The following is a 13,012-nucleotide window of genomic DNA, read 5'->3' as shown; positions in this document are numbered from 1 at the left end:
GCTCGGACCGCCCGCATCCACCCATCGCCGCTGCCCCGTTTTCTGTGGATAACCATCCGGCACCGGCCGGCGGCGTGCCAGCATGGATTATCAGCTCGATCCCGGTCACGGGCAAACGGCAAGGAGGCGGCCATGGCACAGCTGAAACTCAATCCCGGCCTGCGCATGGTCGAATTCGCTGCGGGCACCGTGCAGTTCGGTCTGGGGGCCGGCGGGCTGGTGATCGAAGGAACCGGAGAACCGGACCGGCAGTTCCTGCGCCGTCTGCGTCAGGGGTTCGAATCCGCCGAGCTGGACGCAGTGCGCACCGGTTGCGGGCTGGATGCCGAACGGACCGCATTGCTGCTGGCAGCGCTGGCGCCCGTGCTGGTTCCGGATTCCGGCGGAGAACGTTTGTCCGGCTTGCGCGCCGACCGGCTGGCCCCGGACGCGCGCCACTGGTCCGCGGTCTACTCGGCGGACAGCGAGGGATCGCTGGCCGCGCGGAGCCGCTGCGTGGTGCAGATCATCGGGCTGGGGCGCACCGGTGCAGCGTTGGCCACCGCCCTGACCGCCGCCGGGGTCGGCACCCTCCTGCTGGAGGATCCGGCCGTGGTGAGCCCGGCGGACGTCGGCTCGGGCGCCTTCCGGATCACCGACATCGGCCTCACCCGGGGACAGGCTGTCCGGCGCGCGGCCCGCCAGATCGATCCGACGGTCGCCTGCCACCTCTTGCCGGGAACGACCGTGGAGCAAGGGGCTGCCGGCATCTTTCCACGGGCGCTCAACTTGGCCATCTACCTCGACCGCGATGTGGCGGACCCCCGGGTCGCGGCGGCACTGATGAGCCGGGGCCACCCGCACCTGAGCGTCCTGGTCCGTGAACACGACGCCTTGATCGGGCCACTGGTGGTCCCCGGCCAGACCAGCTGCCTCGGCTGTGTGGAACTACATCGGGCGGATGCCGATCCGACGTGGCCGGAGGTCGTCGCCCGGCTGACCGGCACGCCGGGCAAAGCGGCTTCCCGGAGTCCGGCCGACGAGGTATCGCAGTCGGTAGCCGCCGCCGGTTTGGCAGCCATCCAGGCCCTGCTGTTCCTGGACGGACGAAACCAACCAGGCAGCTTTTCCGCCGTGCTCCAGCTCGAAAGCGGCGACGGCAGCGTCACCCGGCACCCCTATCCGCCGCATCCGGACTGCGGCTGCGTGCTGGCGGCGGCGTCCTGACACCGGCCGGCGCCGGCAAAACCCTGCCGACTGACTCAGTTCGCGGCCAGGATCCGCAGCACGTCCTCGCCGTAGCGCTCCAGTTTCGCAGGTCCCACGCCGGCCAGCCTGGACAGCTCGGGCAGCGACTGCGGCCTGGCCTCGGCGATCGCCACCAGCGTGGCGTCGGTGAAGATCACGAAGGCCGGCATCGACGCATTGCTAGCGGTGTCCTTGCGCCACTCACGCAGCGCCTCGAACGTCGACTCCTCGTAGGTGGGAGGACAGTTATGACACCGGCCGACCTTGCGCTCCGCCCCGCTGTTCAGCAAAGTTCCGCACACCCGGCAGACCGCGGGCGCGGCCTGCTTGCGGCGTGCGGGGCGCTGGCCGGACACGCTCCGCACCGAGGATGAAGAGGCCGGCCGCAGGCCATCCAGGAACCGGGAGGGCTTGCGGTTGGCGCGGCCGCCCGGAGTCCGTGCCAGCGACCAGGAGAGCGCCAGATGCTGGCGGGCACGGGTGATGCCCACATAGAGCAGGCGGCGTTCTTCATCCACGGCTTCATCAGTGTCGGCGAAGGAGATCGGCATCAGTCCCTCGCTCAGTCCGACCAGGAAGACCGCGTCCCATTCCAGGCCCTTCGCCGAGTGCAGCGAAGCCAGGGTGACGCCCTGAACGGTGGGCGCGTGCTGTGCCGCCGCGCGTTCATCCAGCTCGGCGACGAAATCCTGCATGGTGAACACACCGCCGGCTGCCGAACCGCGGGCGGCGTCCAGCTCCTCGGCCAGCCCCACCAATGCGGCCAATGATTCCCAGCGCTCACGCACTGCCCCGCCGGCCTGCGGTGCTTCGCGGGTGTAGCCGAGGTTCGCCAGCACGTCGCGGACCAGTTGCGGCACGGGCTCCGTTCCCGCTGCGCGGGACGAGGCGCGCAGCTGCAGGATCGCGTCGCGGACCTCCCGGCGCTGGAAGAACCGCTCGCCGCCGCGCAACTGGTAGCCGATGCCGGCACTGGCCAGCGCCTGTTCGTAAGCCTGCGACTGACCATTGGTCCGGAAGAGCACGGCAATTTCGGCGGCGGCGACCCCACCGTCGAGCAGACCGCGGATGCGGGTGGCCACCTGCGCCGCTTCCGCCTCGTCGTCGGCACATTCGGTGAAGGACGGCTCGGGTCCCGCCGGGCGCTGGGCGATCAGCTCCAGCGGCGTCGGCCAGCTGTCGCCGCCGCGGGACGGCTGCCGGGTGCGGGCTGCCAGCAGCGAGTTGGCCAGCTGCACCACCTGGGGTGAAGAACGGTAGTCCCGCACCAGTTTCACCACATCGGCTCCAGGGAAGCGTTTGGTGAACTCCAGCAGATGGCGCGAGGTCGCACCGGTGAAGGAGTAGATGGTCTGGCTGGCGTCTCCGACCACGCAGAGTTCGTCACGGTCCCCCAGCCACAGGTCCAGCATCCGCTGCTGCAGCGGCGAGACGTCCTGATACTCATCCACCACGAAGTGCCGGTACTGGTCCCGCACGGCGGCAGCGACCTTCGGGTCTTCCTGGAGGATCCCCACGGTGATCAGCAGAACATCCTCGAAATCGATGATGTTGCGGTCAGTCTTGACGTCCTCGTACGCCTGGTACAGCCGCGCCACCGTGGTCAGGTCGTAGCCCGCCGGCGCTGCACGACCGGCCGCCCGGCGGACGTAGCTCTCCGGCGTCAGCATGGAGACCTTGGCCCACTCGATTTCGGCGGCCAGGTCACGGATGGCAGCACGGTCGGTGGTCAGCCGCAGGCGCCGGGCCGCTTCGGCGATGACGCTTGCCTTGTGGTCCAGCAAACCGGGCAGCGAGCCGCCGACCGCCTGCGGCCAGAAATACTGCAGCTGGCGCAGCGCCGCGGCATGGAACGTGCGGGCCTGCACCCCGCCGACGCCCAGGTCGCGCAGCCGCGTCCGCATTTCGGCGGCCGCCCGGGCGGTGAAGGTGACGGCCAACACGCGCTGCGGCTGATACACCCCGGTATGCACGCCGTAGGCGATCCGGTGAGTGATCGCGCGCGTCTTGCCGGTGCCCGCTCCCGCGAGCACGCACAGCGGGCCGGCCAGGCTGGTGGCCACCTGGCGCTGTTCGTCGTCCAGTCCGGACAGGATCTGCTCTTCGAGGCTGCCCTCCGGACGGGGCGCTGCCGCCGAAGCGCTCATTGCCCGGCCTGCGGCAGGGCGCCGCCGTACCAGTGCTCGATCAGCGCCCGCGCGATGGAGATGCTGCCGGCAACCTGGACCTCGTCGGCCTCCAATGCTGCGGCCAGTTCGTCGCGGCTGAACCAGCGCGTTTCCAGAATCTCCACGCCGTCCGGCACCGAAGCCGTGTCGGTGGCCACGGCGGTGAAGCCAATCATTAACGACGCCGGGAACGGCCAGGGCTGGGAGCCGAGGTAGGTGGGCGAATGCACCACAACGCCGGATTCCTCTTCGACCTCGCGGACCACCGCTGCCTCCAGCGACTCCCCCGGTTCAACGAATCCGGCCAGGGTTGAATACCGGCTGGCCGGCCACGCGCTGTTGCGGCCCAACAGCAGCCGATCGTCCTCGTCGATCACCGAGACGATGATCGCTGGGTCGGTGCGCGGGAAGTGCTGGCTGCCGTCGGCGGGGCAGCGGCGAACCCAGCCGCCTTCTTCGATCTCGGTGCGCTGCCCGCAGCGCGGACAGTGCGTGTGCGTCAGGTGCCAATTGGAAATGGCCGCGGCTTCCACGAACAGCCCGGTGTCCTGGGCCGAGAGCTCCCCTGCCACATCGCGCAGGCTCAGCCACTCGCCGTCGTACTCCGCCAATTCCGTGCCTTCCGGCAGCACGGACAGCACAATGTCCGTGCCGACCGGCACATCCGCCCCTTCCACCGCGCGTCCAAGGTAAATGGACAAGTCGGTGGCGGCCCGTTCGCGGCTCGGGAGCAGCACGATCCGGCCGCCGCGGACCAGCGTTTTGCCGTCGGCGATGAGCATCACGTAGGTGGTGTCGCCGCCCCAGATGCCATCCAGCAAGCCGGGATGGCTGCGCCGTTCGCAGCCGCGGTCCATGGTAGTGCGCGCCAGCATCAGCTGGCCCAGCGGCGGGAACCCGGCGGAGGCGGTGCTAAGACTCATGCATCTACCGTACTCACCGCGGGGCCCGGACCGTTATTCGGACCGCGGCGGCTGTGGAATGCACGACGGCGGTGCGTTCCAGTGCGGCCTGCGTCACCGTTCCGGCGACTCGCCGCGGCCGTGGACAGGCTGCCGGTACCGGTTGCACGTACGGTGGACTACGTGAGAAAGACACCTCTGGAGCTGGCGGCCATAGCCAGCGCGGCCGTACCCGGGTTGGCGCCCACGGGCGTTGCCGGCTTGCCAGACGATGCAGCGGATTTCCAGTCCGCCGTGCTCACCGATTCGGCCGGCAAGCGCTGGCGGGTGCGTTCGCCGAAACACGCCGAGGCGAGTATGCGGCTGGAAACGGAATTGCTGGTGCTCCGGGCCTTCTCCCCTGCCATCCGGGCAGAGCTGCCCTTCCAGGTGCCCACCGTCGCCGGCACCGTCCAACAGTCCGAGCTGCGCACGTTTGTCTACAACCACGTGCCCGGCAGCACCTTCGCACTGGAAGCGCTGGTCGCCTCCGGCGCCTCCGTCCCGGTGTCGATCGGACGGTCAACCGCCGGCATCCACGACCTTCCGGCGGCCATGGTCGACGCCGCCGACCTGCCCAGTTACACCGCCGACCAATTCCGCCAGCGGAAGCTCAACGAACTGGACCAGGCCGCCACCACCGGCAAGATCCCGCCCGCGCTGCTGCGCCGCTGGGAGCACGCCCTGGAGGACGTGGCGCTGTGGAAGTTCAACCCGTGCGTGGTGCACGGCGACCTGCACGAAGACAACCTGCTGGTCCATGACGGCGGCGTTTCCTCGGTGACCGGCTGGACCGACCTTCGCATCGGCGATCCGGCCGATGACTTTGCCTGGCTGGTGGCCGTGCACGAGCAGTCGTTCGCCGACGTCGTGCTGGAGTCCTACCGGAAGTACCGCAAGGATCCGGTGGACCCGCACCTGATGCGCCGCGCAGCGCTGGCCGCTGAATTCGCCTTGGCGCAATGGCTGGTCCGCGGACTGGCAGCGGACGATCAGACCATGGTCGATGAAGCCGTGGAGATGCTGAACGAGCTCGAATCGGACGTGGCAGAGCACGGCGGCCAGCCGATCAGTGTCACAGCTCCCCCGCCACCCGCCGCTCCGCCGACCCTTCCCGCGGCTGCTCCGGGCGCCCCGGAGCCGGAGACCGCCGCCGGCCCGGCGGCAGAGGCACCGGCCGGCAAGCCAGCGGACGGCCAGTCAATGGACGCCGTTACGGACAAGGCCGAGGCATCCGGTTCCTCGGACGACGCCGATTCCGCAGCGGACGGCCCGCGTCCCACCAGCGCGGACAATCCCCGCGTGCATCTCTCCGGCGGTTCCGGTCCGCGGAAGGTCACGCTGCTCCCGGTTGAAGATCCGGCAGCCGATTCCGTTGCGTCGACAGCGCCCACCGGCTCGCCGGCTAGCCAGGCACCGGGCAGCCAGACACCGGTGAGCCAGGCAGGCAACGGTCCGGACAACAACGGTCCGGACCGGACAGAATCCGCAGACGGAGCAGGCGCGCCGGGGACCGGCCCTGCGTCCGTGGATACCACCGCGTTGCCGGTGATCAACCAGCAGTGACCGACGCCGCTGCCGTCGAGACCGGGCCGCCCTTCTAGGCGTAGGCCCGTAAGACGGCTGCTTCCAGTTCCTCCTCACCGGCGAGGTCGTGCGGCCTCACCAACCGGTCCTGGGCAACGTAGTAGAACGCGGCCTTGACCTGGTCCACATCAAGACCGTGCAACCTGGCCCACGCCAGCCGGTAGACGGCCAGCTGCACGGATTTGACGGCCAACTGCCGCCCCGTCGGCGCTGTGCCGGTCTTCCAGTCAATAAGGTCCCAGCAGCCGTCGGCATCGCGGAAGACTGCGTCGATGCGCCCGCGCACCACGACGTCGCCGACCCGGGTCTCCACGGGCACTTCGAGGGCTGCCGGCACCCGATTGGCCCATTCGGAGTCCTTGAACGTCCTGATCAGCCCGTCCAGGTCATAGGCCTCGTCGATGTAGGAGTCGGCCGCCCCCGGATATTCCTCAAGGTCCAGCATCCCTGTGGTGCCGAAGTATTCCTCGATCCAACCGTGGAAGGCTGTTCCCTTGCGGGCTGCCATGCCGGGCTTGCGCGGCACCGGTCGGCGCAGGCGCCGAGTGACTTCGGCGGGATCGTCGGCCAAGTCCACCAGCAGCGACGCGGAGATGTGTGCCGGCAACTGCACTTCTCCGGCGGTTGGCGCGGCGTTGTGCCGCTCCAAGAGCAGTCGGGCTTCATGCGCCCACGAGGAATCCGCCGGAGGACGGCGGTCCTGTGCCATGGATTCGAGTACGGCGTGGGCCGCGTGTTCCATGGCCGCGCGGCGGCCGGCGCGTTGGCGCTGCGGGACGCAGTTGCGGTAGACCCGCGGCCCTTCCAAGGGGTCAAAGGGCCACAGCGCCGTTTCCACTTCAGCGCGGAACGGGTTCTCCGGCCCAAGATCCTGGTCCTGTACCCAGTGCGCCACCTGCACCGTACCGGGTTCGCTCTGCGACAACTCATGCAGTTCGGCCAGGAAGACAGAAACCGCTGTTGGCTTGACCTTGCTGCCAGACCAGCCAGCGGAACTGCAGACGAGCAGGTGCTTGGCCCGGGTATAGGCGACGTAGGCCAGCCTGCGCTCTTCGTCTTCGCCGTGCGCTTGGACATCCGCTTTATAGTCCGCTTCCGCGTTCAGCCAGGACAGTTGGTCCGGCTGATCGGTGTCCCACTGGGGCAGATCGAAGCGGTCGCCGCGCAACGGCCAGGGCAACGCCGCGTGGCCGCTGCTCCACCGGCTGTCCGACGACGAAGGGAAAGCGCCGTCGTTGAGCCCCGGCACAAAGACAGCATCCCATTCCAGCCCCTTGGACGCGTGAACCGTGAGCAACTGCACGGCATCGTGCCGCACCTCCACCTGGGCCATGTCCAGGCCACCTTCCTCGGCGGCGGCGGCTTCCAGCCAGGCGAGGAAAGCCAGCAGGTCAACGCGTTGTGAAGTCTGCATGAACGCGGCCGCAGCGTCGTGGAAAGCATCAAGGTTGCGCCGCGCCTGATGAATGCTCTGGCCGGGTTTGGAGGCGACCTCGATGTCCAGCAACATGGTGCGCTCCACTTCACCCAGCAGCAGCGTCAGGTCATCGCCGATGAAACTGCGCAGGTAGCGGACCTCGTTCGCCAACCGGCTCAGGCGCTCGAGCGCTACAGGCGTCAACGAGCGTCCGTAGCGGGAGGTCCAGCCCGGCCTGGGCAGCCGGTCGAGCGCTTCAATCAGGGACGCCGCCTCGGCCAGGTCGTGTTCGACGACGGTTTCCGCAGTCGCCTCATTGTGGTCCAGGTCGGGAACTTCGCCGGCCCGGACGGCGCTCAGGCGCTGGCGCTCCAGGAAGCGCGACCAGTCGGCCAAGGCCATGAGGTCGGCGGGGCCGATCCTCCAGCGCGCACCAGCCAGCAACCGCATCAGTGCGTCGGAGCGTCCCGGATCCGCCAGGACCCGCAGCATGGCCACGAGGTCCACAATGTCGGGCTGTGCCAGCAGGCCCGCCAGCCCCACGATTTCGTAGGGAATGCCCCGTTCCTCCAGCGCTTTGGCGATGCCGGGGATCTGGGCCCGCCGCCGGCACAAGACCGCGGCGCTGACCTGCTCTGCTCTGCCTGTCTCCGGGTCCCGGGCGAAGACCGTCATTCTGGCCCGTTCGATCGCATCGGCAAGCGCGCTGGTTTCTTCCGCCTCCGTCGCATACCGCCCCAGTGCCACTGTTCCGTCCGTGGCTCCGGGCCGGGGTCGCAGCGGCGGGACGCTGATCCGGCCGGGGCGCGGCCGGTTCGGGTCTTCCCTGTTCAGCGGGGCGGATATCCGGTTGGCCATCCGCAGGATGTTTTCATTGTTGCGCCATGCCACCGTGAGGAAGCCCGCCGGAGCGGGGGCCCGGCGTCCGCCGTCGTCCACCAGCGGGAATTGCTCTTGGAAGGCGAAGAGCTGGCCGGCGGAAGCACCGCGGAAACCATAGATGGATTGGTTGGGGTCTCCCACTGCCGTCACGGCATGACCGTCGCCGAACAGCTCGGAGAACAACACCATCTGGGCGTGGGAGGTGTCTTGGAATTCGTCGAGCAACACCACCTTATAGCGACTGCGTTCGAGTAGGCGGGCCTGCGGCACCTCCCGGGCAATACGCGCCGCCAGCGAGACAAGATCGCCGTAGTCCAGTACGCCGCGTTCCCGCTTGGCCCGGTTGTAGGCGGCGGCGAGGCCCGCCACCGTGATCCGCGTCCGCAGCCGATCCAGCAGTTTCCGCACGTCCTGCTTGGCCGGCTTGGTGCTGCCGTCAACATAAGGCAGGGCGGCAATCCGCTCCACCTCGGCCTCCAGGTAATCGGCCGCCTGCTCAGGAGTCACCAGGTGCTCCGAGCATTCCCCGGCGAACTGCATCACCGAGCCGACCAGCGTCGACTTGGCGGCCGTCAAGTGCTCGATGGGTCCGTCGTAGGCTTCCACGCAGTGGCTGGCCAGCTGCCAGGACTGCGCTGTGCCCAGCAAGACCACGTCGCGTTCGATGCCCAGACGCAGCCCGTAGTCACTGACCAAGCCATTGGCGTAGGAGTGGTAGGTGGAGACCTTGGGCTCCACGAACCCGGCAGCGTTGTCTGCCTCCTGCGGCAGCAGGCCCTTGCGGTCCAGCCTGGCCAGCTGGGCACGGATCCGGGCGGCCAGTTCCCCGGCGGCTTTTCGGGTGAAGGTGACGCCGAGGATTTCGTCCGGCCGGACGAGGCCGTTGGCCACGAGCCAGACGACGCGGTCGGCCATGGTTGCTGTCTTCCCCGATCCGGCGCCGGCAATGACCAGCAGCGGCTGCATCGCCGAGCTGATGATGGCGGATTGTTCCGCTGTGGGCAGATGCTGGCCCAGCAAACCGGCGAGTTCTTCCGGGGTGAAAGTGGTGGTGACCGATCCGATGCTCATTCGGTGACCTGCCTTCCTTCTGCACACAGGGGACAAATTTCCGGGGCCCGGCAGCCGTGGCCGCCGTTCCGGGACCGCTGCGGATCATGCCGGGCTTCGAATTGCGAGGCGGACATCAGGGCTGCCGCCTCATGGATCATCGGCGTCGCCCAGTCTTCGCCGTCGGCCAGGCTTTCCTGCTGCTGGACCTTGACCGATTTCAGGTTTTGTCCGAGTTGAACCAGGGAGGCGCCGCCGGCGGCCGGTTTGTGCCCGGAAAACCCTCCGGCCGCCACCGCCGCCTGATAGCTTCCGAGCTGGGGGTGCCGCTCCAGCTCCGCTTTGGTGGGTGCCGCGCGGCCCGTTTTCAGGTCCACGATATGCAGGCGTCCGTCGGCGTCCAGCTCCAACCGGTCCACTTGTCCGCGCAGTCTGGCCACGCGCTCGGGCCCTTGCAAGTCCACTGAGAAGTCCTGCTCGACGCCAAGCAAGCTGCGGCCTTCCAAACGCATCTGGACAACGTACTGGGCCAGTCTTCGGACCATGCCTTCGGCCCGGTTGAAGTCCAACCGGCCTTCCCAGTTTTGCTTCATGCCCAACTGCGGCCAGCGGCGGACGAGTTCCGCCACGTATTCGTTCCCGGTGCCCTCGGGAAAGTCCTGGGCAATACCGTGCACCAAGGTGCCCAGGCTGCGGGCAAAATCGGTCGCGGCTTCGCCACCGGCGGCCTGGATGAACCAGTCCAGCGGGGACTTCTGGACAGCCTCCACCTTGGACGGGGATACCGGGACAGGTTCCCCTTCCGGCACGACCGGTGCCGTGCTGCTCAACGGCAACAGTCCCCACCAGTCGCGCGGATGCGCACCGGGTACCGGCACCGGGCTGGCCGCCAGCATCGCCAGGACCGCCGCAGCGTCAGCAGCTTGTTCCGGACGGTCCGTTGCTTGTTGGGCCGCCTGCCGAAGTTCCGCAGCCAACGCCCGCACCGTGCGCGGCCGGAGTACTTCGGTGGCCGGCCGGGGGCTTTCCGGGTCCAGCCACGGGTCGACCAGATCCAAGAACTGGGACGGCTGGGCATCTTCAGATTGCACGGCCGTACAGATCAACCGGCGTTCGGCGCGGGAGATTGCGGTGGAAAAGCTGCGCAATTCGTCGTACCGGATCTCGCGCAGCCGGGATACCGCGTCGATCCGCCGCGCTTCCTCCGCCCCGTGCTCCAGGACGTCGACGAACTGGGTGCTGCCCAACAGTTCGCCGCGCAGCCTGGTGTTCGGCCACACTCCTTCCTGGACGCCCGCCACGATGACCAGGGGCCAGCCCCGGCCGGCCGCCGAGGCTGGCGTGAGCAGTTCAACCGCTTCGCGCACCTGGGCCCGCGGCGCCAGGTTGTCCATCGGCAGTTCCTGGTTCAGCAGGTACTCCAGGAACTGCCGCGGGCTCGAGCCGGGTAGCTGGTCGACATACCGTTCGGCCGTCTGGAACAGCGCCATCATGGCGTCGAGATCCCGGTCGGCCCGTACGCCGGCCGGTCCGCCTTGCAGCGCCTGCGCCGCCCAGCGGTCCGCTAGTCCAGCCGCGGACCACAGGGCCCAGAGCACGGTCTCCGCGTTGGCTCCCGGCGCGGCCGCCGCCTCCCGGCCCGCTTGGAGCATCCGCGCGACCCTCCGCGCGGCTCCGCCTTCCCGTCCGAGCGTGCTCAGGAACGCAGCGTCGCCCAGCGCCTCCACGAGCAGCGCATCGCTGGACCGGCCCCCGCCGCCCAACAGCTCTTCGCGTCGCAGTGCTTGGCGCAGGCGGCGCAGGTCGATCGCCGTAGCGCCCCCGATCCTGGAGGTCAGCAGGGCAACTGCGGTGTCGGCGGTGAGCAGGTCCGGGTCGAGCGCCACCGCCAACGCATCCAGCAACGGCCGGACGGCCGCTTCGTCCCGCACTGCGGTTTCAGCCACCGGGACTTTGACCGCAATGTCCTGGCCCGTGAGGTAGCGTGCCAGGGCGGAGAGCTGGCCGCCGGTCCGGACGATGACGGCCATCTCACTGAGCCTGTACCCCTCGAACAACCGGGCTTCCAGAATCCGCTGGGCAACATAGCGGTGCTCATGGACGGGCGAAGCCACCACGTGCGCACTGGCGGAAGGCTCAGCAACCTGTACCGCGGCAGCGCGGCCGGGGTCGGCAGCGGCTCCGGATTCCACCCTCGGATCAGGATGGACGAGGTCGCGGGCGCGGTGGGCACCGGCAACCTGCGAGATCCTGGCCGCAGTGGATTGCCATGCGGCGGCGACGGCGGGCGCCATCCGGTGCGAGGTGGTCAACACCAGCGTCTGCACGGGTTTGTCCCGGGTGCCGAGAAGTCCCGGAAGCTTGCCGATCACATCCGGCCGGGCGCCGCGGAACCCCTGGACGACTGTGTCCGGCGAGGCGGCCAGCACGGCGTCCCGTCCCTCGACGAGCAAGGCCAGCAGCTCGAAGACGGCGGGATTGGCTTCCTGCAGGTCGTCAGCCAGGATCAGCTGCAGGCGGCTGCGCTCGCGGTCGAGGAGTCCCGGATGCTCCAGCAACAGCTGACGGGCCGATGTAATGATGCCGGCTGGGTCGAAGGCCTCGGGCATCCGGAGGTCGATCAAGTCCCGGTATTCGCGGTAAAGCTGTGCCGCTGCGATCCAGTCCGGGCGGCCGCACTCATAGCCCAATTGCTCCAGCTGCGCGGCGGTGCTGCCGTACTCGGTCAACCGGTCGAATAGCTGGCGGATCTCCTGCCGAAAGCCGCGGGTAGCCAACGCCTGCTGCAGGTCTTCCGGCCAGCCGGCACCCTGGCCATAGCCGGCACGGTGGCCGGCCAGCAGTTCCGCGATGATCTGGTCTTGTTCGGGCCCGGACAGCAGCCGGGGCGCCCGTTCGACCAGCGGCAGCAGCCCTTCCACGCGGGCCCGGCGGATCAGGTCGAAGGCGTAGGCAGACCACGTCTTGGCCAGGGAGGTGCCCAGGCTGCGGTCCAGCCGCGCGGTCAAGGCATCCCGCAGACGCGAGGCGGCCAGCCGATTCGGGGCCATGAAGAGCAAGCCCGCCGGGTCCAGCCCGGTCTCCTCCACACGGCGGACCGCGTGCTCCACCAACGCGGTGGTCTTCCCCGTGCCCGGGCCACCGAGCACCAGCACCGGACCACAGCCGGCAGGCAGGCCGATGACTGCAGCCTGGTCCTGGCTCGGCAGCGGGGCGCCGGCGGACTTGGCTTCAGGCCGGACCAGCCTCAGCCCGGCCGGCGGCTTCGTCTCCATCATGCGCCCATCCCATCAGTCGCCTCGGACACTTTGCGCCGCAGCCGCTCGATCGCGGCGAAATCTTCGTCTTGGGGCATCCAGCGGGCCTGGGCCATGCGCACCTTAGCCGTCCCGGCAGCCGGCTCTGCCAGCGGGGTCCCTTCCCGGCGGTAGTGCACCACCGCCCGCGCCATCAGCTCATCGGGCAGAGAACCATTGGCACGGATGATCCGCCACCAAGGAGCCGCATCCCCGTGCAGGGACATGATCCTGCCGACCAGCCGGGGCCCGCCCGTGTCGAGCAGTTCGGCAACATCCCCGTACGACAGCACGCGCCCGCGCGGCACGAGCGCTGTGAGGTCCAGCACCGCCTCCACCACCGTTTCCCGCATTACACCATTGTAATTTGGCCTGCCCATGCTGCCCTACACAAAGCACCGGGGGGCCGGAGTTTCACGCGCGCCGCTGCGCCTCCCCGGTTTC

Annotated in this window: 7 protein-coding genes; 2 read left to right on the top strand and 5 right to left on the bottom strand. The window is 68.9% G+C overall.

Going from position 1 to position 13,012, the window contains the following annotated elements:
• The first annotated feature begins 132 nt into the window (after positions 1 to 132).
• The gene (locus tag AC5RW2_RS08680; protein WP_493949729.1) at positions 133 to 1,206 is read left to right on the top strand and encodes a TOMM precursor leader peptide-binding protein; all 1,074 of its coding nucleotides are present in this window, start codon (positions 133 to 135) and stop codon (positions 1,204 to 1,206) included.
• Between the two features lie 35 nt (positions 1,207 to 1,241).
• Here AC5RW2_RS08680 and AC5RW2_RS08675 read toward each other — a convergent pair whose 3' ends face one another.
• Together AC5RW2_RS08675 and nudC are read right to left on the bottom strand one after the other, a co-directional pair.
• Positions 1,242 to 3,374 (bottom strand): ATP-dependent DNA helicase UvrD2, encoded by a 2,133-nt coding sequence (locus tag AC5RW2_RS08675; protein WP_493962922.1) that lies wholly within the window; start codon positions 3,372 to 3,374, stop codon positions 1,242 to 1,244.
• The gene (nudC, locus tag AC5RW2_RS08670; RefSeq protein ID WP_493962923.1) at positions 3,371 to 4,318 is read right to left on the bottom strand and encodes an NAD(+) diphosphatase; all 948 of its coding nucleotides are present in this window, start codon (positions 4,316 to 4,318) and stop codon (positions 3,371 to 3,373) included. Before nudC ends, AC5RW2_RS08675 begins: the two co-directional genes overlap by 4 nt.
• A 162-nt stretch (positions 4,319 to 4,480) precedes the next feature.
• On the opposite strand from nudC, the gene AC5RW2_RS08665 reads away from it, so the two are divergent.
• The gene (locus AC5RW2_RS08665; RefSeq protein ID WP_493962924.1) at positions 4,481 to 5,902 is read left to right on the top strand and encodes a macrolide 2'-phosphotransferase; all 1,422 of its coding nucleotides are present in this window, start codon (positions 4,481 to 4,483) and stop codon (positions 5,900 to 5,902) included.
• Positions 5,903 to 5,936: 34 nt separating this feature from the next.
• On the opposite strand, the gene AC5RW2_RS08660 is transcribed toward AC5RW2_RS08665, so the two are convergent.
• Genes AC5RW2_RS08660 through AC5RW2_RS08650 form a run of 3 tightly spaced genes read right to left on the bottom strand, consistent with a single transcriptional unit; the run spans position 5,937 to position 12,921 of the window.
• On the bottom strand, positions 5,937 to 9,293 hold the full coding sequence (locus AC5RW2_RS08660; protein WP_493962925.1) for an ATP-dependent helicase: 3,357 nt from the start codon (positions 9,291 to 9,293) through the stop codon (positions 5,937 to 5,939).
• Entirely contained in the window at positions 9,290 to 12,550 is a 3,261-nt protein-coding gene (locus tag AC5RW2_RS08655) for an ATP-dependent helicase (protein ID WP_493962926.1), read from the bottom strand. The genes AC5RW2_RS08660 and AC5RW2_RS08655 overlap by 4 nt, the downstream gene beginning before the upstream one ends.
• Entirely contained in the window at positions 12,547 to 12,921 is a 375-nt protein-coding gene (locus AC5RW2_RS08650; protein ID WP_493962927.1) for an MGMT family protein, read from the bottom strand. The genes AC5RW2_RS08655 and AC5RW2_RS08650 overlap by 4 nt, the downstream gene beginning before the upstream one ends.
• Positions 12,922 to 13,012 lie beyond the last annotated feature (91 nt).

This window comes from Arthrobacter sp. B0316-1-20, assembly GCF_059091865.1.
Note: the sequence above shows the minus strand (reverse complement) of the source record. Positions and strands in the feature narration are given on the sequence as shown.

Bases quoted from the DNA above. Each gene is read 5' to 3' on its own strand.
- AC5RW2_RS08680 (WP_493949729.1), top strand. From the start codon at position 133: ATGGCACAGCTGAAACTCAATCCCGGCCTGCGCATGGTCGAATTCGCT.
- AC5RW2_RS08675 (WP_493962922.1), bottom strand. From the start codon at position 3,374: ATGAGCGCTTCGGCGGCAGCGCCCCGTCCGGAGGGCAGCCTCGAAGAG.
- nudC (WP_493962923.1), bottom strand. From the start codon at position 4,318: ATGAGTCTTAGCACCGCCTCCGCCGGGTTCCCGCCGCTGGGCCAGCTG.
- AC5RW2_RS08660 (WP_493962925.1), bottom strand. From the start codon at position 9,293: ATGAGCATCGGATCGGTCACCACCACTTTCACCCCGGAAGAACTCGCC.
- AC5RW2_RS08655 (WP_493962926.1), bottom strand. From the start codon at position 12,550: ATGATGGAGACGAAGCCGCCGGCCGGGCTGAGGCTGGTCCGGCCTGAA.
- AC5RW2_RS08650 (WP_493962927.1), bottom strand. From the start codon at position 12,921: ATGCGGGAAACGGTGGTGGAGGCGGTGCTGGACCTCACAGCGCTCGTG.